This is a genomic window from Oceanobacillus halophilus (genome assembly GCF_003628505.1).
Classification (GTDB): Bacteria; Bacillota; Bacilli; order Bacillales; family Amphibacillaceae; genus Oceanobacillus; species Oceanobacillus halophilus.
The window spans coordinates 144,924-166,824 of sequence record NZ_RBZP01000003.1; the positions used below are offsets into that span (position 1 = coordinate 144,924).

Genomic DNA, 21,901 nt, shown 5'->3' on the forward strand with positions numbered 1-21,901 from the left:
GAAGGAAAAAATGTTTTGTTTTTCTTATGATAGTTACATAAGGAGTTGATTCACGATGAACATATTAGAAGCGAATAAAATTTACAAAAGCTATGGAAATAAATTGAATAAGCAAGAAGTTTTAAAGGCCGTTGACATTCAGGTGGAAAAAGGGGAATTTGTAGGAATTATGGGGGCGTCTGGTTCTGGGAAAACAACGTTACTGAATGTGCTTTCCTCCATTGATAAAGTAACTCAAGGGTCGATTAAAATAGAGGGCCAAGAATTTACGAAAATGAAAGACAAAAAGCTAGCGGAATTTCGGAAACATCATTTAGGATTTATTTTTCAGGACTATAATTTACTGGATACATTGACCGTTAAAGAGAATATCATGTTGCCACTAACCATTAAAAAGGTACCGAAAAAACAGGCGCAATCTATGTTTGCATCTGTTGCTAAGGAATTGGGAATATATGAAGTGAAAGATAAGTATCCGAATGAAATATCTGGTGGGCAAAAACAACGTACTTCGGCAGCGCGTGCGTTTATTCATGAGCCAAGCATTATATTTGCGGATGAGCCAACCGGGGCACTGGATTCGAAATCTGCTTCCGATTTGTTAAATAAATTAAGTGATTTAAATGAAAAAAGGGAAGCAACGATAGTTATGGTTACACACGATCCTCTGGCGGCTAGTTATTGCAGCAGAGTGATTTTTATAAAAGATGGCCAGATTTATACGCAACTTAACAAGGGTGATGAAACAAGACAGGCATTCTTTAACGACATTATTAAGACACAAGGTGTGTTAGGTGGCGTACAGTATGAGCATTAATCAACTCATTTTTCGTAATTTGAAAAAGAACTTGAAGAACTATTATCTGTACGTTTTTGCGCTCATTTTTAGTGTTGCTTTATATTTTGCCTTTGTTACTTTGCAGTTCGATCCAGCGATGGATGAAACGGAAGGATCGATCAAAGGTGCTGCAGCATTAAAGACCGGTGCTGCCGGAATGATAGCCATTATAACGGTATTTTTAATTTACGCTAATAATCTTTTTATTAAGCGAAGAAGTAAAGAAATTGGTTTGTTTCAACTAGTTGGTCTAACGAAAGGGAAAATATTTCAGATTCTAAGCGCTGAAAATTTACTGTTGTATTTTGGGTCTATGGTAGTTGGGATATTTTTAGGTTTTGCTTCTTCTAAATTGTTGATGATGGTTTTGATAAAGATATTAGGAATTGAAGCAGTAGCGGAGTTGCGGTTTTCTCCGGAAGCTTTGCTGCAAACAGTGATTGTGTTTGCTGGAATTTACTTGGTTATCATGTTAATGAATGCCCTGTTTATCCGGAAACAGCGAATTTTAAATCTCTTTCAAGCAAGTTCTAAAACGGAAGTGAAGAGGTTGCGAATATCCGCTTTAGAAATGATTATCGGTTTGTTGGGAATTGTTTTCATCGGTTTTGGCTATTATTTGTCTACCAAACTTTTTGGTGGTGACTTTACAGGGATGAATGAGTTAATGATAGCGATGATGGTTATTTTAGGAACTGTTATTATTGGAACGTATTTCTTTTACAAAGGATCTGTTAGCTTTATTTTTAATATTATCCGGAAAAAAAGTAATGGATATTTGCCTATTAATAAGGTGATGTCCTTGTCATCGATTATGTTTCGGATGAAATCCAATTCGATATTGTTAACGGTAATTACAACAGTATCTGCTTTAGCTATTGGACTTTTATCATTGACTTATATTTCCTATTATTCGGCAGAAAAGGTGGCTGATCAGGCGGTTGCGCATCAATTTTCGATTCCTCATTTGGAGAATGCAGAGCTTTTCATCGAGGCACTGGAAGAAGAAGGAATTGATTATTCCAAGGAAGAATTCGATATACTCAGTGTCGTAATCGATTTAAGTGATATGGTGGAATTGAACGATAATGTGGAGTATAATTTCGACCCAAGTGTAACATCCATAGTTGTCATGAATGATTTGTGGCTGGAGGATATAGACGTTGCTCCTGATAAAAGTGTATTTGTGAACTCTACTGAAGCGATGAAACAAACATTACCGTTTAATGATTCAGGGGTATTCACGTTAAAAGGGAAAAGTCAGGAGATTGAACTGGAGTATTTAGGGGTACAGGAAAAAAGAGTTATGCCATTACGGCTAACGAATGGAGGGTTTCCTATAGCAGTTGTTGATGATGCAGTTTATCAGCAATTAGCAGTTGATAAGGATCCTTCCGTACAGGGAAACTTCTCAGTCTATGTGGGAATTGATATAGCGGATAGTGGAGAATTGAAAAAAGCAAATGACATATATAAGCGTCTAAACCTGGATGAGTGGGTAGGACATGAGTCAAGATTGGAAGTGAGCACCTCCCAAAAACAAAATATGGGTCTCATGATGTTTCTTGTTGGTTTCTTAGGTCTAACCTTTCTCGTAACATCTGGCTATATCCTTTATTTCAAACAGATGGATGAAAGTGAAGAAGAAAATTCAAGTTATACTATATTGAGAAAATTAGGTTATACAAATGGCGATTTATTAAATGGCATCAAAATCAAGCAAATGTTCAACTTTGGAATTCCATTGGTAGTAGGCCTAAGTCACAGTTATTTCGCCGTGAAATCAGGCTGGTTTTTTTTCGGTACGGAACTATGGACGCCAATGATTATCGTCATGATGCTGTATACACTGCTCTACTCCATCTTCGGCATTCTATCCGTTTTAAACTATAAAAAAGTAATAAAAGAAGCATTATAGAACAACCACCCGGGGAGTGCCTGTCACTCCCCGGTTTTTGTTGTGCAGTAAAACTCAAGGAGCAGTAGGGCTTTGGGGTTCGACAAATTTCGGGGAGTGACAGGCACCGGTTTGATTCCACTCTCTTTTATTCATGCCATGCAAAATCCATGGTGATGGAAGTTGAAACGAATGATTAGGTGGTAAGGTTTGAGCTTCTTCCTTTGTTAAATCCATCCATATGTATGCTTCCGATTTGGTTTGTTTTAGTACTTTTTCGTAATCTTTTGAGATGGTTTCCCACAAACCTGCTTGGTTGGTTATGTCACTCCACGGATAGACAGCATGTAGGTAATAATGCTTTTTCTGATCCGTTTTCGTGATGAGGAAACGTGTTTGTTTATCATTTTCATAGAATGACCATTTTTGTAGGTCTTCATTGTTAAATAACTCCCAGGATGCGGGGAAGGGGTAGTAACACTCATATGGGAAAAGGTTTGAATTTTCCACATATGCTTGGTGTACCCATTCCTTTTTTCGTTGCAAATCATGAACTTCATTCCAAGTTTTTGCTCCAGCCACTAAAGCGGAAGTATCTTTAGTCAGCGCACCGTGTAATGCTGTTAGTTTTTTAAGCTTTAGTTTTTCCAAAACACGACGTGCAGCTGCATTATCTTCTTGCGTATTCGCTCCAACCCATTGAATATCTTCGGAACGAAAGGCCTCCTGCATGACATAAGACATCAATTCTGTAGCCAAATCGCTCCCTCTAAATCTGCGGTCGCTTCGCAATCTTCCAAGCATTGCATGGTGTTTGGCATAGATAGAATAGCCACCTATACTGACCAATTGTCCATCTAAAAATAAACCATATAGGCGATTATTTCCCCTCACTAATCGAGGGAAGACACGTTGGACATAGTCATCCTTCATACCTGTGTCCATCGCTTCAAGATGCGGGTAGTCCTCATCGGTTAATAAGCGGATTAGTTTCTCCAATTATGTCACTCCCTCCATTTTTTCTTCTTCTATAATGCCATTACTCTATATCTAAAACAATCAAAATGGAGCAACATTTTATTGGTATTCCTGAAGAAAGTAGGTTACCTTCTGATTGGTTTCCCGAGAATCTTTACCTAGCCATATCAGATGTCCCCATGAATCGAGTACGGTTAGACTGGAAAAGGAAATATATTCCTGAGCAAAATGCGCATGCTCTATTGGTACGGAACTATCGTGGAGAGAATGCATGACGTGGGTTGGACAAGTGATTTGTTGTAAAACTTCTTTTGATAATTCACTATTCTGCTTTAAGTCCAAGAGAAATCCCTGACCAGACCGCTGTCGGTGATTCATCTTGCAGACTTCTATTACATCCGTATCTTCCATTTTCTCCTTCACTTCAGGATAAGATAGCTTACTAAAAGATGGTATCATTTGCTTAAAGATAAACGTTGGAAAAGCTCTACTCATAATGGAAAACATCGCCCAAGTATATTTTTCAACAGGCGGTCGGAATATCACATTCGCAATTTTATAGTTAGTATCTTGTGGAGTGAGCCATTCTTTGGTTACAGCACTTTGCAAAGTTAACGTTTTAACTCGGTCCGGATAGTTAGCTGAAAAACAGATCCCTGTTGGTCCACCTGCTGATATTGCTATAATATGAGCCTTATCTACATGTAAATGATTCAAGAGCTCAACATAATACTGGCAGGCTACATTTAAATTGACGCCTATCTCTTTTGATATTTTCCCATAACCTGCTCTGGAAGGAGTAATTATCATGAAACTATTTTCGACTAAAAACTCGTATCCAAATGTCTCCATACAATTAGAATGTCCTCCATGAAAAACGAGAATAGGAGCACCTTCTCCAACTAAAGTATATTCCATTTGATAATCATCTACAGAAAAAAGCACCTTTCTTCGTTTCATGGACTTTCTCCTTTATTTTCCCACTCGTTCTGAAGTAAAGAAAAAATAAAAGCATCATGGGATTGATTATTCTGATATAAATAGCCTCTAAGCACGCCTTCCTTTTTAAAGCCAAGACGCATTAACAATTGAATGGAGGCTTCATTTTGTGGGAAAGTAATTGCTCCCATTCGATAGATATTCAAGTTGTTAAAGGAATATCTGAATACTTCTTGAACAGCCTCAATCGTTATACCTTTACGCCAGTGTGCAGGATGTAATTCGAACCCAATATCTGCTCGTTTGTTTCGGAAATTCAAATTATTTAATCCTACTGTTCCAATAAAATCTCCTGTTTCTTTTAAAACAATTCCCCATCTGATTCCTCTTCTGCTTTCAAAAGTTTCCTGGAACGATTGGATGATCATCAGTGCTTGATCAATGCTTTTTAAAGGATCCATCCCGTAATATTTTATTACCTCATCACGAGACAGCACATTGTAAAATTGCTCGGTATATTTTTCTGTTACTTTCACTAGTCGTAACCGCTCTGTTTCAAGCTTTTGAAACTTCACTCAGACTCCCCCTGAACTTTTGTTAAATTACATATGAAACTATTACGATTCAACTTTTATTCTAGCACACGGAAGCAGCTATTAATGGTATAGGAATGAATTGACAGAAAATAGACAAATCAGGGGGAGTGCAGAAAACTATCGTATACGTTTGTCTTTAGAGAAGATCAGAAAGGTTTCTACTATATACAACATAATTACTATAATAAATAAAATAATCTAAATATTTAGTTTATAGTGACATAACTCACATCCTACGTGCACATTTATGATTTATGATGATGACGGTTACAGTATTTATTCTTATAAAATTCTTAAAAAACATGGGAAAGGGAAGTTTGTAAAAAGGGAGGATTTCAAATGGTTCAAACAGTGGCATGGATAGTTAGTTTGATTTTCATGATGGTGATTGCTGGTGTATTTGCTTTTGTATTTTTAAGGTCAAAAGAAAGACGAGATTATGAACCAATTAAAAAGAAATGGTATAAGGCTAGAAATTTTTATGCGGTAACATTGATTATCATTATGTTAGTCGCAACGATTTACACGTTACGAGAGTTGCCTTACGATCAGCCGGTTTATGGGGAAGGATTGGAACCAACCATTGTAGATGTGGAGTCGGTGCAATTTGGATGGAAGATGAGTGAAACAGAATTTAAAGTTGGCGAGCCCATCGAGTTTCGGGTTACAGCAACAGATGTAACACATGGGTTTGGAATTTATGATGAAGATATGATGTTGTTAGCACAAACACAGGCAATGCCGGAGTATACCAATGAAGTGTATATTACGTTTACGGAACCGGGCACGTATGAAATTCTTTGCCTAGAGTATTGTGGGTTAGGACATCATTTGATGACTGAAACAATTGAGGTTACTGAATAATATTGGGGGTGTAGAAATGAATAGCATGGTTAGGAAAGAGGAAAGAAAGGCTAATAAGCATGTAGCTAGTTACTTAGTTATAGGTGGTATCGTTATTGGATTAATGATGATTTTTGGAATCTTAATGCTCTTGCAGCAAGGGGGAGTATTTGATGTAGGTCCTGCGCTGTTTTACCAGTTCTTAACCATCCATGGTACAGGAATGGTAGGGGCAGCAGCATTAGCGGCAGCGGCCATTATGTATTACTTTTTACGTCAATATGTAGATCTGACTCCTGAAATATTTGTGACGAATTTATGGTTGTTTTTAGTTGGAGTTGTCATGGTCATTATTGGGGTATTTTCATTTGAATATGCAAGTGCTTGGACGTTTCTTTATCCGCTGCCAGCTCTTTCAGCTGGGGCATGGGGGACATTAGGAGCGATTCTGTATCTTGGTGGAATGTTAGTACTAGGAACTGGATTTGTTCTTTTTTATATTGATGCAGGAAGAGCTATTATTAAAAAATACGGAAGCCTTGGTAAAGGGTTAGGATGGGATATTCTTTCTGGGAAGAGGCCAGTGGATAAGGCACCACCAAAAGCTGTTATTGCTAGTACAATGGTTATCATTGTTAATACGACGGCATTGATTGCTGGTACGGTTGTTATCATTATGAATATGATTCATGTTGTTAATCCGGCATTTACGTTTGATCCGTTATTAGCGAAAAATTTAACGTATGCATTTGGACATATCTTTGCAAATGCAATTATTTATATGGGAGTCATTGCTGTCTATGAAATTTTGCCCCGCTATGCGAAACGAAAATGGGGAGTAAGTAAAGCATTTCTTGTTGCTTGGAATATGTCAACGTTCTTTACCCTTTTGATTTATACACACCATTTATTGATGGACCCTTCGATGCCAAAATGGGCATTAATTATGGCGCAGATTTTATCTTATTCCAATGGGTTGCCCGTTCTTGTCATCACAGCGTATGGTGCTTTAATGCTTGTATATAAATCTGGGATTAAATGGGATTTAGCATCTGGATTAGCCTTTTTATCCATGCTTGGTTGGACGTTAGGGGTTGTTCCTGCAATTGTCGATGCCACCATCGTTGTTAACCATGTGATGCATAATACGAAATGGGTGCCGGGACACTTTCACATGTATATGGGATTAGGAGCGGTAGTCATGCTCTTTGCATTTATGTATTTTCTTGCTAAAGAGGATAGTGGCATCAAAGAAAATTGGCTGGATAAATTCGGGTTAACCTGTTATACGATTTCATTTCTTGGAATCAGTGGTTCTTTCTTAGTATCAGGAGCAATAAGTACTCCAAGAAGATGGGCAACCCATATTCCGGATTGGATGGGACCAGCTGTCTTTGGTGGAGTATCCGGGGTTTTAGCCTTGCTAGCTTCAACTATTTTTATCTTCCATTTTACTCGTTATATGGCGTTAAGGAATAAAATGGGAAGCGAATCCTATGAGAAAAAACTGGCGTAATAAAGTTGCTATTTTACTTAGTGTTTTTGCCGGACTTTTATTGCTTTATATTGGAACGGATGGGTTTCGGGCGTTTACTGCAGAAAGTGCTAGGACCTATCAATTGATGAAGGAAAAGCCTGTTTTTCCGGAAGTAACGTTAGAAGACAGTAATAACCGAATTTATCCTTTTTCTGATTTTGAAGGAAAGTACGTTATGCTCACATTTATTTACACAGCTTGTGCGGATGTTTGTCCGAAGCTTGGAATGAACTTGGCAGAGGTCTATGAGCAGGTTCCGAGTGAATTTATTGGCGAGAATATTGTCTTTCTTAGTATTAGTTTTGATCCAAAACGTGATGATCCTGCTACTTTAGATAAGTATCGGACCTATTTTGGAAGTGATGGGGAGACATGGCGGATGGCACGAATTCCTGATCAGACGGAGCTGGATCGTTTACTGGAGGAATTTGGTGTAATTGTTATTCCGGATGACTATGGAAATTTCACGCATAACTCTGCCTTTTATTTAGTTGATAAAAATGGGGTGCTTCAGGAAGTAATGGATTATACAAAGATAGATAAGGCGGCAGATACCGTGATTTCGATGGTAGAAGAGGAAGCGGGGGACTGAAGGACATGGGAAAAACTAGATATGGCATTGTCTTGTTCGTACTTTTGCTCCTTCCTCCAATTCGGCTGGGGATGGAATCGATTATGATTGTTCATATGCTAATCCAGCTTCCATTGCTTATACTTGCAGGGTGGCTGACTGGTGACGTGGTAGTGAGAAAGTTTTATGATGTTTGGGATAGATGGAATGGTAACGGCATCCCTGGAATTATTTTGGTATTCTTTATAACTTTATTTTGGATGTTTCCAAGAACGTTGGATGAGGCCTTAACCTATAACTCTATGGAGTTTTTGAAATTTATAAGTTTGCCATTTGTAGGCCTGCTGCTGCGAGGTAGCTGGGAAAAGCTTCACACCCTTGGAAAGACATTTATTTATTTAAACTATTTATCTATGTTTGGATTATTTGCATGGCTGTATATTGATTCCCCTATTCAAATCTGTAACAACTACTTAGAAACACAGCAAAAAGTGCTTGGATGGGGCATGCTCTTCATCACCGTGCTAATGATTCTCTCAATCATTCACTATGTATTTACCGATCACTCTAAAGAAAACGTAACATAAGGACGGAGTCTACTTTCCACTCAAGTAGACTCCGTCCATTTTTTATTCGACAAAAACCGGGTGGTGCCAGGCACCACCCGGTTTTTCAATCAAATCTAAAGGCAACAAGGGCAAAGGTTTTGGGGTTCGACAAATTCCGGGAGGTGCCAGGCACTGTTCAAGGAATTGTCACAGAAAAGGCTAGGAAAGCAGGTTGAGACAATTGATAAAAGTAAACGCTTACATTATAATAGTAAGTGGGTTAAGAATTACCAAGTATAGAAAAGAGGAGAGCTATGATGTAGGACGAATCGTACTACAAAATAATAATAGCGATTTTTCTAACTATTGTCTTAAAACAAGCGCACCTGTAGTAGTCAACATAGGAACAAACTGCATCGCATCATAATGTGGAGGTGTCAATGGTATGAAGTTTTTTAAAAAGATTAACAGATTTCCTAAAGCTTTAAAATCTACAAAAATAACTAATGGAATGGAACATATACGAGAAATAGAAGATCCACACGCACACTCGCTGCAAACTTATGAATTGTTTCGAATGCCTTCAAGATATAAAGGAAATCGAAATTATAAAATCTCATAATTACAGTAAGAAGAGCCTTGCATTCCCGCAAGGCTTATTTTAATGCCCTTTTATGTTCAGCGTTTTTCGACAAATTTCGGGAGGTGCCAGGCACCGAAAAGCCAAAAAGCTTGCTGGAAGTGATTTCAATCACAGATTAGTTTATGGATATCAATTACAATGTACACAAGTCGAAATTTAAATGGAGGGTTTATAGTGAAATTTACTGTTGAACATACACCAGCAAATATCGTAAAAGTTTTCCCGAAAGCTAGTGATTTATTTAAAGAACATAAAATTGACTTCTGCTGTGGCGGAAATCGTCCTTTAAAAGAGAGTTTTGAAGAAAAAGGACTGGATGAGAATTTTATTCTATCTGAGTTAAATACATCTTTTGAAAAATGGAACAAAGAAGATCATGATGTGGTTGATTGGGATGCTAAGCCACTTGCAGAACTAGTGGATCATATTAGACATAATCATCATGCATATCTGATGGAAGAACTTCCAGCACTCGGCCAATTTGTTACAAAAGTATACAGCCGTCATGGAGCTGCTCACCCAGAACTAAGAGAATTATATCAAATCTATAATGAGTTTCGAGTAGAGATGGAAGAACATACCATTAAAGAAGAGAATGAAGTATTCCCACTAATAAAGCAATATGAGCAAGAGCCAAGCGAAGAATTACTGATTCAGATTCGTTCAGCGAATGGTGACTTAGAAGATGAGCATAGTTCTGTAGGAGATATGCTTAAAAAAATGAGAGAAATTACTGGGGAATTTATTCCACCGGCAAATGCATGCGGTTCATACCAAATAACATATGCCCGTCTTGCAGAATTAGAGGAAGACACATTCCAGCACATTCATTTAGAAAATAACGTTCTATTCGCTAGACTATAAGTCGTTTTAGGGATTTCTGTCCAACTCCCCCTACCAAAAAATAGAAACACGTCATTCTCGAGAGCATTGAATTATATTTAATTTGATGCTCTTTCTTTGTTCACTAAATTAATCCAAACAGTAAAAACAATCCACCATCCGACAAAAATCGGGGAGTGACAGGCACCGTTAATAGTGCTAAAATGATAGAAAATTGTATATATTTGCAGGAATGGGGAGAAAAGGGAATGGGAAGTCTTATGTATAATTCAATCATTGATTCTCACATCCATTTAGATGTATATAAGAAAGTGGATCGTAAAAATATTATTGATGAGATGGAGAAATACCATATTGAACAGCTAATAACAGTATCCATGAATCTTGCGTCTGCGATTATCAATCTATCTTTATCACGGAATAATCCTCGAGTTAATGCGGCTTTTGGTTTTCATCCGGAACAACCGTTACCAAGAGAACAGGAGCTTGATGCACTCTGCCTACTCATTAAAGAATATCATCATGAAATGATTGCAATTGGAGAAGTCGGCTTGCCATATTATAGACAAAGAGAAAACCCAAAACTTGAACTGGAACCATACATAGAGATATTGGAACATTTTATCCTAGAGTCAAAAAGATACGATAAGCCAATCGTGTTGCATGCTATTTATGAACATGCACCAATTGTCTGTGATTTATTGGAAAAACATACCATCGAAAAAGCTCACTTTCATTGGTATAAAGGGGACAAGAGAACTACTGAACGTCTTATCCAAAATGGCTATGATGTTTCCATCACGCCAGATGTACTTTATGATAAAGAAATTCAGCAATTGGTGAAGGATACTCCAATTGATCATATGATGCTCGAGACAGATGGGCCATGGAAATACAAGGGAGCGTTCTTAGATAAAATGACACATCCGAAAATGATTCACTGGTCGATTGCAAAGATTGCCGAAATTAAAAACTTGCACATAGAAGACATCTATGCGCAAATTTATCGAAATACAAAAGAATTTTATTGCTTAGATTAGTTTACACACTTTCTTGCAGAATTCGACAAAAACCGGGAAGTGACAGGCACCTAAAGAATAAGATAGATAAATACGATGCTCATGATTAGGAGTCCGAGTGGGAGGCCGTGTTTGGCCCATTCTTTGCTGGTGATTCCTAGTTTGTTTGCTGAGATGATATTGGGAATATTCCCTGGAATTAACATTCCACCGCTGATTACTAGGCTTAATAGTATAAACCGGATGGTCTCCGTATTCATGGCTGGAGTGATTTCTGCTGCAGCTAATGTTGCATTATCCAACACGGCAGAAACCATATTGATCCAATACAGTAGACCGGTATGTAAACCAAGTAAATATTGATTTACAAGTGTTTCAAAGCTTGCACCAAGCAAAGTCAATCCCATGATAAACAGGTAAATTCCACTGGAGCGGTTCACAATATCAGAAAAACTCTCTGCTTGTTTCTTCTTATGGAGATTCTCTTCTGTCCTTTTTGGTTTTAAAAAGAAGAAAGCAAAGACGCCTATTGCGAGGACTGCAATGATTACTTCTTTACCAACTAACTGAAAGAGATAGAAGAAATCTGCATTCAGCTTATTTGTTGTAATAGTTGCTAACGGTTCCCCAATCGGCGTTAATACAGAACCGAACCCGATAGAAAAACACGATAAAACCACGGCACGAATTTCCGTTTTCCGGTCTATGGGCAGGATACTAATAATCGAAACAAGTACAATCGCAGAAATAATGGCAGTAATCAAACTCGATAATAATCCAATAACTACAATTATGACCACCAGAAAGATATGGATACTCATATACTGACGAACTTTTAACATTCCATGCTCTATCGGTTCTTTTAACCACTTAAATAATAGGCTGGAAATAAACACAGCTAATGTTATATTAAGCGGATCGGTTACAGCCTGTCGGATAAGCTCTCTATTCAATACCCCGCTAATAATCGCAGCTAATACTCCCATAATTGATAAAAAAATTTCTAAGTTTCGTTCAACTGTTTTTAATAAGAATGGTAAACATAATACAAGCAGCAAAATAATGATTAGGCCGGTAGTCAAGGTGGACGACGTCCTTTCTAGAAGTAATCACTTTATTCTCACTCTCTATAATGTATAGTTGTCCACCTCATTTAATATTCCTAGTCTGGTGTAAAGAGAAGAGGAAATGATATCCTATATAGTCCAAAAAAATTATAGCACTTTCAATCATTACTAGAAGAAAATACTTTTCTCGCATTCTTAGTGTATAAGTTATATAATTTTTTTACTGATCACAGAGGGGCGATAATGAAAGAAGTAACCAGTGAAAAAACATACACAAAGTAGGAGGAAGAAGTAATTAAAATGGAAGTAAAGACAAAAGAAGAAGAGCTAGCGAATACAAATGAAACCATTCATGGAGAAGGTCAATTACAGCTCAGCTGGGGAAAGTTAATTTTATTTTTTGTTGCATTCATCGGTTTTAGTGGAATAATTGGAGCAATGATTGGTGTTGTGTTTGGAATGATGGATGTAGCAAGTGGAAGCAATCTAATGGATACGGTATTTGCCAGTCATTATATGTTGCTTTTGGATGCCATTGCTCTAATTTTCGCACTACTGATTTTTAAAAGTGTACGTAACCTATTAAAGGGTTCTTTTTCATTTAAACCATTTCAGCAAGGAAAAACATATCTATACTTATTAGGGGGATTCATTGTCCTCTTTGTCAGTCAATATTTGATTATGAATGTATTTCAATTGGAAGATGGTTCCGATCAAGTGCAAACGTTTGGGATGGATAGTTTGTCGATGGATTGGTTAAATATAATTGTTTTTTACCTTGCTTTTACAGTAGTAACCCCGATTAAAGAAGAAATTATATATAGAGGGGTCATTCATGGTTTTCTAAGCGAGAAAATTCATTTTGGAGTTGGATTGCTCGTATCTTCTATTATCTTTGGGGCTCTTCATACAGGACATGTGCTCTCTGCAACCATTATGGGAGTTGTGTTCGTATTGTTATATCGATTAACGAGGTCGTTAATTGTTCCGATTGTTTTTCATATGTTATGGAATATGTACGCGATCACCGGATTGTTGTTTATGATTAGCACTGGAAGTTAAGGTAAATCCTAATCTGCTTTGGTCATACGATAAGGAGAGCATAAAATGTTCGCGCTCTCCGTATCGTTTATTTTGCTATAAACAATTGTGTCCAATATGGTCCTTGGTTTCCGCTATCTTCCATTCCAACACCAATATGGGTAACGGAATCATTTAAAATATTTTTGCGGTGACCTTCACTATTCATCCAGCCATCCACCACTTCCTGAGCTGTTTGTTGCCCAGCAGCAATGTTTTCAGCAGCAACTGTATAATCAATACCAAATTGCTTCAACATATCAAAAGGTGATCCATAGGTTGGGGAGTTATGACTGAAATAGCCATTATCCGCCATATCAACAGATTTCTTTTGTGCCGCATCATTTAATTCCTGTGACATTTGTAGTTCTGGAAGTCCATTTTTCTTACGTTCCTCGTTCGTTAAACGCACCACTTCTTTCACTATTTCACTTGCATCAGCAGCCTGGTTTCCTTCTTGTGGTGTATTATTGTTTCGTTCGGATTGATTAGTTTCAGGTGAAGTAGGATTTGGCTGTGTAGGAGCTTGTTGTCCTGGATTTAACCTCTCATCGTCTGGAACCGATTGATCATTTGGTACACGATTTGGGTCACCGAAGCGATATTCCTTTCGATAAATTTGGTAATTTCCTCTATCTTCCGTGTTCCCATCGAAAAGTGGAAAATCATTATCGGTTCTTCCATTGTTTTCTTGGTTTTCATTAGGACCAAAACTTACATTTTCAAAATCGTTTGGATTACCAGTATCATTGTTGTTTCTAGCCCCTTCTTCATTGGCGCAGCCCATCAGAATCATTGGAAAAATAAACAGGGCTAAAAGCCATTTTATATGATTTTTCATTATCTAACCCCCTATCTATTTGACCTTATTTTAGGTCGGAGAGGTAAAATTATTCTCCCAATATAAGGGAAGATAGGGAGTGGATAGTTGTAGTATGGGAGAAATGGTTATAAAATAGGAATAGTAGAAGGATTATTAAGAATTTTAGCTATAATAAGTTTACGATGGAGAAGACAGGATTAATATATATAAACCACGTAGCAAAAGACATCTTAGAAAGAGTTTGTCTTTTGCTTTTTTATTTTGGTTAAAAATTGCATAAGAGTGGGGTGGTAACATTATGAAGGAATTTGTGGCATTTTTAGAGGAAACTGGAGATTACAGTTTAGACTTAAAACACCAAGGATCCAAGTATTTTACGGTTACTGCTGTTATTGTTGAAAAAATTAAATTACGTAAACTAAAAGAAAAGCTCTCTACGTTTTCCGATTCACCAAATATGGAAACGATTATACCTGAGATTATCGACAGCGATTTCCATATTTACTCCTTTGTTATTAATAAAAGATTGCTCCGGAAACATAGTGGCCTTGCCTATAAGCAGAGTTTTATTCGCCATTTGAACGGCAAGTTGTATAAGGAATTATATAGAACATATGAAAATCTGGAGATAATCGCTGATTTCACGGAAACCAAAGAATTTTTAGAAGCATTTAAAGTATATATTGAAAAAAACCATATTCCGAATCTTTTCAATCAATCCGAATTTCACTTTTCAAACACAAAGGAGCCAGAACTCCTTCAGTTAGTTAACTTAATCTCAAGAATGGTTTTTACAAGATATGAACAACCTAATAAAAAACAAGTTGCCTTTTCGCTTCTAAAATCGAAACTAATTCGTGTGACAGAATGGCCGGAAAATAGCGTAGGAAATGAAATAACGCTATCAAAGGAAGAAGCGGAAGCGTATGAAGACATAATTATGGAACGTGCGGTACACTTAGCTAGAGATTTTATAGCAAATTATGAAGATGAGAAGGATGCTGTAATAAAAGATCAAGTAAACTTTACCAAATACCTGCTCTTTCATTTATCTCTTCACCCGGAAAGTTACATCGCAACAGATGAAATTATTGAAAACCTTCGTATTTTTAAAGGGGAGAAGGTCAGTAAACATTACCTGAGATCGAATGTTGTTGCACCACTGAGGGCTAAGGGAGTTCTGATTGCGAGTAGTGAGAAGGGCTATAAATTACCAATTTCACAGAAAGACTTGATTGATTTTGTTCATTTCAGCAGTTTAAGAATTCTGCCAATGATTCATCGTCTGCAGAAATGCCGGGATCAAATACTCGTCGCTACGGATAAAGAACTAGATATTATGGACTATCCGGAATATAAAGAACTGAAACAGTACTTAGATAGGATGAGTGGATAATGAGGAAGCAAAGAATCATGAACGAATATAGGAAAATATGTTCTGTTAGCAAGAAGTGAATTGCGATATAATGATACTTGTACAATAAGGCTTTTCGTGGGTGGTGGCTCACTCCCTGACTTTTATAGGGAAGGGGGGTGATGCTTCTGACGGTATTCGAATCACTCGTTCTAATGATTTCATTTGGAACATTGGTAGTGGCGATATTGTCCAATCAAAAAAAATAACCACCCTATAAGCCTGACGAGCGATTAGGGTGATTAGAATCCTTAAACGTGAGTCGCCCCCCAAGGAGGGCTATTGTACATGGCCGTTAGTGTAACCAGCACTAACGGTCTTCTTTTATTTTATGCATGATATCTACTTTTATTATAACGAATAAAGCCCAACTTGAAAACCAAATAATCTAATTCAAATGGAATGACGCCATTCGACAAAATCCGGGGAGTGCCAGGCACCTTAGGGTTTTGGTCTGCCATATTTAACTAATACGTGCCACAGCAGTTTTAATTCTTGAAGGATTTGTTCTACGGTTCCGTGATCTTTCCAAGTATCTGGATTTTCCTTTACCTCCCTAACGGCAGCACCAATAATGCTAGCATCAATATAACCATTTGATGCAATTCGCTTTGCTAAGTTTGGCATGGTTGGCCCCCTGAAATTCTTTGGCACTTCATTCACAGGTAGGACAAACCCCATGTGCCAATATAAATCAATGGAATAGGTTGCACAAAGTTCTTCAAGGTTATTTCCAGTTTTAGTTCCTTGAAAGCAGGGATCTGCCACTAGAATTTCTACATCCTCTTTTAGAGAAATATCTCCGTGAATTTGAGCTTCAATATAGTGGTTTAGGTTGCGTGCTGGCTCATTATCGTCCGTTTCGTTAAATACCTCCTGGAGGTTGTACAATAAATGATGGATGAATTTTGTTGGAGTTAAATTTCTTTCTCCTATGGCAAAATCTCTTGTGAATATTTCTGCTAAAAGTCCAGCCATGATAAAGTCAAATTCCTTATAAGTTCCCTTTTCTCTTGTATCCTCATGGGAATCTAAATATGTATAAGTTGCACGGTAGGAAACCTCTGTAGATAAAAGGAAGTAACATGACCCGAAACGTGGAGATGGTCCATCTGGATGCAGCATCAAATTTAGGGCACCGTATTTTGGCCGGTGTTGATTAGTAGTTCCCTCCATCTGGTATGCACCACCGAATATCTTCTCTTCCCAAAGATCCCGTGCACCACCAGAGTATGCTGATACACTTCCGTTAGATATGAGCGTTTCGAACTGACTTTTATACTTTCCTTGTTCAAGTAATGCTTCAGCAACACTTTTCATAGCTGAATCAGGCCTATCTGGATGAAAATGCAGACCAATTTTTGCGTTTTCCTGTAAATTTTTGACTGCTTGATTAAATGTCTTTTCCGAGATATTGGACATTTTTCTGACATGATGGATGATTTGATTAGCTTCTTTTTTTATGTACTCTTGCATAAGAGGTAATGTGTTCCAAAGCTAACTGTTGAGCTCTTGTTAATTTCATAAAAGGATTACTCCTCCCCAAAGAGTTATTACCCAAATTTTAACATATTTCAAAATGGCTTAGCGTTCATATCTAGCTTGATTGGCAGTTTCTTTTGTCCTCCATCAATTAAGCAATAGGCCATTGTTTACAGTTCGGCCAAATAATTCATTAATTGTTTTACAATCTGTCCAATGAATAAGAATATTATAAATTTTATAATAACTAATGAACAAGTTTACACCTACTAGTAAAATTTACATTCTATTTCTTTAACTTACCCCGCTTCACGAAATCCTTATAATATGACGCACATGCAATTAAAAATGATCTATTTATTTTCCAGAAATGAAAAAATGAATAATTCTTTACAGAGAAGGTTTGCTGTAAAGGTAGTGATTTTACTATTAGGTTGAGTAATAGTAACTTTCTCTTTTTTATACATGCTTTAAAGGAGGTTTATCATTGAGCGATTTATTAAAGAATCTTATATCAGGTAAGGTACTTAACGAAAACTTCGAGGAGTCCAAGCCGAGTTTTAATCCTCAAGAAGCATTAGATGAAGCAAATCGGTGTTTATATTGTTATGACGCACCTTGTATTACAGCCTGCCCAACAGGGATTGATATCCCAGGTTTTATTAAAAAGATTGCATCTGGGAATTTGAAGGGGTCAGCTACAACAATCATGGAAGCGAATCCTGTTGGAGCCAGTTGTGCACGCGTTTGCCCAACAGAAGAATTGTGTGAGGGTGCTTGTGTATTAAATCACTCTACCAAACCGATTCCGATTGGTGATTTGCAAAGATTTGCTACGGATTGGGCAATTAAAAATGAAGAAGTATTGTTTGAGGCTGGTAAAAGCAACGGTAAAAAGGTTGCTATTGTCGGAAGTGGACCTGCTGGATTGTCAGCTGCACGCGAGTTAGCACGTCTAGGATATGAAATAACGGTTTTTGAAGCTAAAAGCGAAGCAGGTGGTTTAGATACATTTGGAATTGTTCCTTTCCGTCTGCCGAAAGATATCTCTATATGGGAAGTAGAACAAGTGAAGAATTTGGGAGTGGAAATAAGAACAAATACTGTAATTGGCAAGGATATTTTGGCGGAAGAACTTGCAGAAGAATACGATGCCGTTATTCTTGCTGTGGGAATGTCGAAAGTTCCTGACTTAGGAATGGAAGGCGAGGACCTGGAGGGAATTTATGATGCCATTGACTTGGTAGAAAGGACCAAAAATGGTGAATATATAGAGGAGTTTGCTGGTAAACGGGTAGCTGTCATTGGTGCCGGAAATACTGCCATTGATGGTGCCACAACATCCGTTAGACTTGGTGCTGAAAATGTAAAAATTCTTTACCGGAGAACTGAGGCAGAAATGACTGCTTATGATTTTGAATATGAGTTTGCCAAACAAGATGGCGTAGAATTTAGATGGCTGACCAATCCAAAGCGTCTGATTAGTGACGAAAATGGGCATGTGAAGCAGATGGAATGTGTGCGAATGGAATTACAAGATGCGGGTGATGACGGGAGACCACGCCCTGTAGAGATAAAAGGATCTGAATTCGTGCTGGATGTAGACATTGTAGTAAAAGCCATTGGTCAAACGAGACATAGAGCCATTATTGAAGCTTTTGGTTTGGAACATCATGGTGGAGTTGTGAAAGCAGATCCAAAGACGTTTATAACATCGAACCCAAAAGTGTACGCAGCAGGAGATGTGATATTTGGAAAAGGGGTTGGCGAAGCAATGGTTGTATCCGCGGCACAGCAAGGTAAGGATACAGCATTGGCAATCCACGAACGTCTCAAAGAATCTGTAACAGAGAGTGCATAATCGACTGTTTTATGATTAGGAGGATGTAAATGGCTGATATAAGTATTAATTTTGCTGGAATCAAATCACCAAATCCCTACTGGCTAGCATCTGCGCCCCCAACAAATACAGGTTATCAAGTACAGCGTGCATTTGAAGCGGGTTGGGGTGGGGCTGTATGGAAAACATTAGGAGAGCCGATTTTAAATGTAACCTCTCGCTTTGGTGCAAGTCACTTCAATGGACAACGAGTTGCTGGCTTTAACAATATCGAACTGATATCCGATCGTCCTATTGAGGATAATTTGAAAGAAATCTATGAAACAAAGAAACTTTTTCCCGATCGGGTAATCATTGCATCTTTGATGGTTGAACCTGAACGTGAGAAGTGGCATGAGATTGTAAAAAGGGTCCAGGATGTAGGAGTTGATGGATTCGAGTTAAACCTTGGCTGTCCTCATGGAATGTCTGAAAGAGGGATGGGGGCAGCTGTTGGTCAACATCCTGATTTAGTTGAGATGACTACCATGTATGCGAAAGAAGTGGCTGAAGTTCCAGTTATTACGAAACTTACGCCAAACATTACGGATATAACAGCAACAGCAAAGGCAGCTGCACGAGGTGGAGCAGATGCCATTAGTTTGATAAACACCATTAATAGCTTAATAGGTGTTGATTTAGATACATGGAATACTATCCCGAATGTGAATGGAAAAGGAGCACATGGTGGCTATTGTGGACCTGCTGTGAAGCCAATCGCTTTAAATATGGTTGGTGAATGTGCTAGGAATCCGGAAGTGAATATCCCAATATCAGGAATAGGTGGTATTTCTACATGGAAGGACACCGTTGAGTTTATGCTGATGGGTGCGGGTGGTGTTCAGATTTGTACTGCAGCAATGCACCATGGATTCCGTATTATCGATGATTTAACCGAAGGATTGGAAAATTATTTAGATGAAAAGGGAATTGATTCCCTAAGTGATATTATTGGAAAATCGGTTGAAAAGTACACAGACTGGAGCGAACTGGATTTAAATCATAAATTAGTTGCTCGAATTAATAATGATGTATGCATTAATTGTAATAAATGCCATATTGCCTGTGAAGATACATCTCATCAGTGTATCGATATGTTAAAAGATGGAAATGGAAATGACATCTTGCGAGTAAGAGAAGATGATTGTGTTGGGTGTAATCTATGCTCCATCGTCTGTCCAGTTGATGGTGCTATCGATATGGTTGATCTGACTCCAACTGAACCGCCAATGTCCTGGAATGACCGTCAGGCTGCTATTCAGATGTTGGAAAGGCGCTAATTACTTGGGTGAAAATCAATAATACAGCATTATGATAGGAGGAATCATGGATGAAAAAAATAATAAAAAACGGAACGATAGTGACAGCAGCAGATACGTATCAGGCGGATGTTTTAATTGAGAATGAAAAAGTAAAAGCAATTGGCAATGACTTAAGTGATGTATATGCAGAGGTTATTGATGCATCAGGCCTCTACGTATTTCCTGGAGGCATTGACCCACATACCCATATGGAGATGCCTTTTGGTGGGACGGTAACAAAAGATGATTTTGAAAGTGGAACCATTGCTGCTGCGCATGGAGGGACGACTACAATTATTGACTTTTGTCTAACGGAAAAAGGCAAGACATTAAAGAGTGCATTGGAAAAGTGGCATGCCAAATCAGAAGGACGAGCGGTGATTGATTATGGGTTCCATTTACAAATCGTGGAAGCAAACGAGACTGTGTTGCAGGAAATCCCATCCATTATAGAAGAAGAAGGCGTTACTTCCTTTAAGGTGTTTATGGCTTATAAAAATGTTTTGCAAGCAGATGATGAAACGCTGTTTCAAACACTCATTACTGCAAAAGATCATGGAGGCTTGGTCATGGTCCATGCCGAGAATGGGGATGTGATTGAATACTTGACCCAGGAAGCGTTAAAAGCAGGAAATACAGAACCAATCTATCATGCTTTAACACGTCCGCCAGAACTAGAAGGAGAGGCGACAGGGCGAGCAGCTAAGTTAACAGCATTAGCTAATTCCCAGTTATATGTTGTGCATGTCACGTGTAAAGAAGCGGTAGAGCAAATTGCCGAAGCACGCAGTAAAGGGTTCTCTGTTTATGGAGAAACTTGTCCACAATATTTGGTACTTGATCAAACATATATGGAAAAGCCTAATTTCGAAGGGGCTAAATATGTTTGGTCCCCACCGTTACGAGATAAATCCAATCAGGAAGTACTTTGGAATGCGCTGAAAAGTGGAGAATTACAAACAATTGGTTCTGATCATTGTTCCTTTGATTTTGATGGTCAGAAAGATTTAGGAAAAGATGACTTTACGAAGATTCCTAATGGTGGACCGTTTGTTGAAGACCGCTTCAGTGTTCTATTTTCGGAAGGGGTGAAAAAAGGGCGTATATCTCTGAATCAATTTGTAGACATGGTTTCGACGCAAACTGCGAAATTATTTGGTTTATTCCCACAAAAAGGAACCATTGCTCCGGGGACAGATGCGGACATCGTCTTATTTGATCCAAACGTAGAACGGACGATATCAGCTAATACGCACCATATGGCTGTCGACTACAACGCGCTCGAAGGAATGAAAATCACTGGTCAACCAGTAACGGTTTTATCCCGTGGAGAGTATGTGATCAAAGATAAAGAATTGGTTGCAAAACCTGGAACTGGGAAATTCCTAAAAAGAGAGAAGTTCAACACGGTTACACAAGAAGACCAAAAGGTAGAAAGTATATAAACAATCGATCTTAATCCGTAGCTGCTTGATGAATTCTAGAAATTAAGCAGCTATTCGGATTTTATATAAAACAGGGATGGTCTATCTCTTTAAAAAATTTATAGGAAGAAGGTCGATAATATTGCAGGAGAAGGGGAAAAGCAGTTCTTATTTGAAGT

General features: G+C 38.0%; 20 protein-coding genes and 1 pseudogene. 15 read left to right on the top strand and 6 right to left on the bottom strand.

Annotated features, from left to right (window positions below; all coding sequences use genetic code 11):
- Positions 1–55: 55 nt before the first annotated feature.
- Complete coding sequence (locus D8M06_RS07045) at positions 56–817, top strand: ABC transporter ATP-binding protein (protein ID WP_121203703.1); 762 nt, start codon at positions 56–58, stop codon at positions 815–817.
- Positions 807–2,756, top strand: coding sequence for an FtsX-like permease family protein (locus tag D8M06_RS07050; protein ID WP_121203704.1), 1,950 nt, complete (start codon positions 807–809; stop codon positions 2,754–2,756). The genes D8M06_RS07045 and D8M06_RS07050 overlap by 11 nt, the downstream gene beginning before the upstream one ends.
- Positions 2,757–2,810: 54 nt before the next feature.
- Here the strand turns inward: D8M06_RS07050 and D8M06_RS07055 are convergent, their stop codons facing one another.
- From D8M06_RS07055 to D8M06_RS07065, 3 genes are all read right to left on the bottom strand, one after another.
- Complete coding sequence (locus D8M06_RS07055) at positions 2,811–3,734, bottom strand: GNAT family N-acetyltransferase (protein WP_121203705.1); 924 nt, start codon at positions 3,732–3,734, stop codon at positions 2,811–2,813.
- Positions 3,735–3,812: 78 nt separating this feature from the next.
- Positions 3,813–4,673, bottom strand: coding sequence for an alpha/beta fold hydrolase (locus D8M06_RS07060; protein ID WP_121203706.1), 861 nt, complete (start codon positions 4,671–4,673; stop codon positions 3,813–3,815).
- Entirely contained in the window at positions 4,670–5,227 is a 558-nt protein-coding gene (locus D8M06_RS07065; RefSeq protein ID WP_121203707.1) for a GNAT family N-acetyltransferase, read from the bottom strand. The genes D8M06_RS07060 and D8M06_RS07065 overlap by 4 nt, the downstream gene beginning before the upstream one ends.
- A 360-nt stretch (positions 5,228–5,587) precedes the next feature.
- Here D8M06_RS07065 and D8M06_RS07070 point away from each other — a divergent pair, with 360 nt between their 5' ends.
- From D8M06_RS07070 to D8M06_RS07095, 7 genes are all read left to right on the top strand, one after another.
- On the top strand, positions 5,588–6,112 hold the full coding sequence (locus D8M06_RS07070) for a cupredoxin domain-containing protein (RefSeq protein WP_121203708.1): 525 nt from the start codon (positions 5,588–5,590) through the stop codon (positions 6,110–6,112).
- Positions 6,113–6,128: 16 nt separating this feature from the next.
- On the top strand, positions 6,129–7,607 hold the full coding sequence (locus D8M06_RS07075) for a cbb3-type cytochrome c oxidase subunit I (RefSeq protein WP_121203709.1): 1,479 nt from the start codon (positions 6,129–6,131) through the stop codon (positions 7,605–7,607).
- Positions 7,588–8,220, top strand: a complete 633-nt coding sequence (locus tag D8M06_RS07080; protein ID WP_121203710.1) for an SCO family protein — start codon at positions 7,588–7,590, stop codon at positions 8,218–8,220. Before D8M06_RS07075 ends, D8M06_RS07080 begins: the two co-directional genes overlap by 20 nt.
- 5 nt (positions 8,221–8,225) lie before the next feature.
- Positions 8,226–8,786 (top strand): hypothetical protein, encoded by a 561-nt coding sequence (locus D8M06_RS07085; protein WP_121203711.1) that lies wholly within the window; start codon positions 8,226–8,228, stop codon positions 8,784–8,786.
- Positions 8,787–9,192: 406 nt separating this feature from the next.
- Positions 9,193–9,369 carry a hypothetical protein gene (locus tag D8M06_RS19825; RefSeq protein WP_158591750.1) on the top strand — a complete coding sequence of 59 codons (177 nt, stop codon included), beginning with the start codon at positions 9,193–9,195 and terminating at the stop codon, positions 9,367–9,369.
- Between the two features lie 195 nt (positions 9,370–9,564).
- A complete protein-coding gene (gene ric, locus D8M06_RS07090; protein WP_338322962.1) occupies positions 9,565–10,254 on the top strand; it encodes an iron-sulfur cluster repair di-iron protein in 690 nt (229 codons plus the stop codon).
- A gap of 227 nt (positions 10,255–10,481) precedes the next feature.
- Positions 10,482–11,273 carry a TatD family hydrolase gene (locus D8M06_RS07095; RefSeq protein WP_241558893.1) on the top strand — a complete coding sequence of 264 codons (792 nt, stop codon included), beginning with the start codon at positions 10,482–10,484 and terminating at the stop codon, positions 11,271–11,273.
- A 50-nt stretch (positions 11,274–11,323) separates the two neighbouring features.
- On the opposite strand, the gene D8M06_RS07100 is transcribed toward D8M06_RS07095, so the two are convergent.
- Positions 11,324–12,334, bottom strand: coding sequence for a DUF1646 family protein (locus D8M06_RS07100; RefSeq protein ID WP_121203713.1), 1,011 nt, complete (start codon positions 12,332–12,334; stop codon positions 11,324–11,326).
- Positions 12,335–12,619: 285 nt separating this feature from the next.
- Between D8M06_RS07100 and D8M06_RS07105 the strand changes: the two genes are divergently transcribed.
- Positions 12,620–13,381 (top strand): CPBP family intramembrane glutamic endopeptidase, encoded by a 762-nt coding sequence (locus D8M06_RS07105; RefSeq protein ID WP_121203714.1) that lies wholly within the window; start codon positions 12,620–12,622, stop codon positions 13,379–13,381.
- 67 nt (positions 13,382–13,448) lie between these two features.
- Here the strand turns inward: D8M06_RS07105 and D8M06_RS07110 are convergent, their stop codons facing one another.
- Positions 13,449–14,240, bottom strand: coding sequence for a CAP domain-containing protein (locus D8M06_RS07110; protein WP_121203715.1), 792 nt, complete (start codon positions 14,238–14,240; stop codon positions 13,449–13,451).
- A 280-nt stretch (positions 14,241–14,520) separates the two neighbouring features.
- Here D8M06_RS07110 and D8M06_RS07115 point away from each other — a divergent pair, with 280 nt between their 5' ends.
- Positions 14,521–15,618, top strand: a complete 1,098-nt coding sequence (locus D8M06_RS07115; RefSeq protein WP_121203716.1) for a DUF3800 domain-containing protein — start codon at positions 14,521–14,523, stop codon at positions 15,616–15,618.
- Between the two features lie 140 nt (positions 15,619–15,758).
- Positions 15,759–15,845 (top strand): putative holin-like toxin, encoded by an 87-nt coding sequence (locus tag D8M06_RS20415; RefSeq protein WP_421904207.1) that lies wholly within the window; start codon positions 15,759–15,761, stop codon positions 15,843–15,845.
- A gap of 232 nt (positions 15,846–16,077) precedes the next feature.
- Here the strand turns inward: D8M06_RS20415 and D8M06_RS07120 are convergent.
- Positions 16,078–17,161, bottom strand: a pseudogene (locus tag D8M06_RS07120) (DUF3626 domain-containing protein).
- A 444-nt stretch (positions 17,162–17,605) separates the two neighbouring features.
- Between D8M06_RS07120 and D8M06_RS07125 the strand changes: the two are divergent.
- Genes D8M06_RS07125 through hydA form a run of 3 tightly spaced genes read left to right on the top strand, consistent with a single transcriptional unit; the run spans position 17,606 to position 21,743 of the window.
- A complete protein-coding gene (locus D8M06_RS07125; protein WP_121203717.1) occupies positions 17,606–18,979 on the top strand; it encodes an NAD(P)-dependent oxidoreductase in 1,374 nt (457 codons plus the stop codon).
- 29 nt (positions 18,980–19,008) lie between these two features.
- Complete coding sequence (gene preA / locus D8M06_RS07130; RefSeq protein ID WP_121203718.1) at positions 19,009–20,277, top strand: NAD-dependent dihydropyrimidine dehydrogenase subunit PreA; 1,269 nt, start codon at positions 19,009–19,011, stop codon at positions 20,275–20,277.
- Between the two features lie 50 nt (positions 20,278–20,327).
- Positions 20,328–21,743, top strand: coding sequence for a dihydropyrimidinase (hydA, locus tag D8M06_RS07135; protein WP_121203719.1), 1,416 nt, complete (start codon positions 20,328–20,330; stop codon positions 21,741–21,743).
- The last annotated feature ends 158 nt before the right edge of the window (positions 21,744–21,901 follow it).

What these genes read in the sequence shown, in the direction of transcription:
- D8M06_RS07045 (WP_121203703.1), top strand. Translation starts at nt 56, where the DNA reads ATGAACATATTAGAAGCGAATAAAATTTACAAAAGCTATGGAAATAAA.
- D8M06_RS07050 (WP_121203704.1), top strand. Translation starts at nt 807, where the DNA reads ATGAGCATTAATCAACTCATTTTTCGTAATTTGAAAAAGAACTTGAAG.
- D8M06_RS07060 (WP_121203706.1), bottom strand. Translation starts at nt 4,673, where the DNA reads ATGAAACGAAGAAAGGTGCTTTTTTCTGTAGATGATTATCAAATGGAA.
- D8M06_RS07070 (WP_121203708.1), top strand. Translation starts at nt 5,588, where the DNA reads ATGGTTCAAACAGTGGCATGGATAGTTAGTTTGATTTTCATGATGGTG.
- D8M06_RS07075 (WP_121203709.1), top strand. Translation starts at nt 6,129, where the DNA reads ATGAATAGCATGGTTAGGAAAGAGGAAAGAAAGGCTAATAAGCATGTA.
- D8M06_RS07080 (WP_121203710.1), top strand. Translation starts at nt 7,588, where the DNA reads ATGAGAAAAAACTGGCGTAATAAAGTTGCTATTTTACTTAGTGTTTTT.
- D8M06_RS07085 (WP_121203711.1), top strand. Translation starts at nt 8,226, where the DNA reads ATGGGAAAAACTAGATATGGCATTGTCTTGTTCGTACTTTTGCTCCTT.
- D8M06_RS19825 (WP_158591750.1), top strand. Translation starts at nt 9,193, where the DNA reads ATGAAGTTTTTTAAAAAGATTAACAGATTTCCTAAAGCTTTAAAATCT.
- D8M06_RS07095 (WP_241558893.1), top strand. Translation starts at nt 10,482, where the DNA reads ATGGGAAGTCTTATGTATAATTCAATCATTGATTCTCACATCCATTTA.
- D8M06_RS07105 (WP_121203714.1), top strand. Translation starts at nt 12,620, where the DNA reads ATGGAAGTAAAGACAAAAGAAGAAGAGCTAGCGAATACAAATGAAACC.
- D8M06_RS07110 (WP_121203715.1), bottom strand. Translation starts at nt 14,240, where the DNA reads ATGAAAAATCATATAAAATGGCTTTTAGCCCTGTTTATTTTTCCAATG.
- D8M06_RS07115 (WP_121203716.1), top strand. Translation starts at nt 14,521, where the DNA reads ATGAAGGAATTTGTGGCATTTTTAGAGGAAACTGGAGATTACAGTTTA.
- D8M06_RS20415 (WP_421904207.1), top strand. Translation starts at nt 15,759, where the DNA reads ATGCTTCTGACGGTATTCGAATCACTCGTTCTAATGATTTCATTTGGA.
- preA (WP_121203718.1), top strand. Translation starts at nt 19,009, where the DNA reads ATGGCTGATATAAGTATTAATTTTGCTGGAATCAAATCACCAAATCCC.
- hydA (WP_121203719.1), top strand. Translation starts at nt 20,328, where the DNA reads ATGAAAAAAATAATAAAAAACGGAACGATAGTGACAGCAGCAGATACG.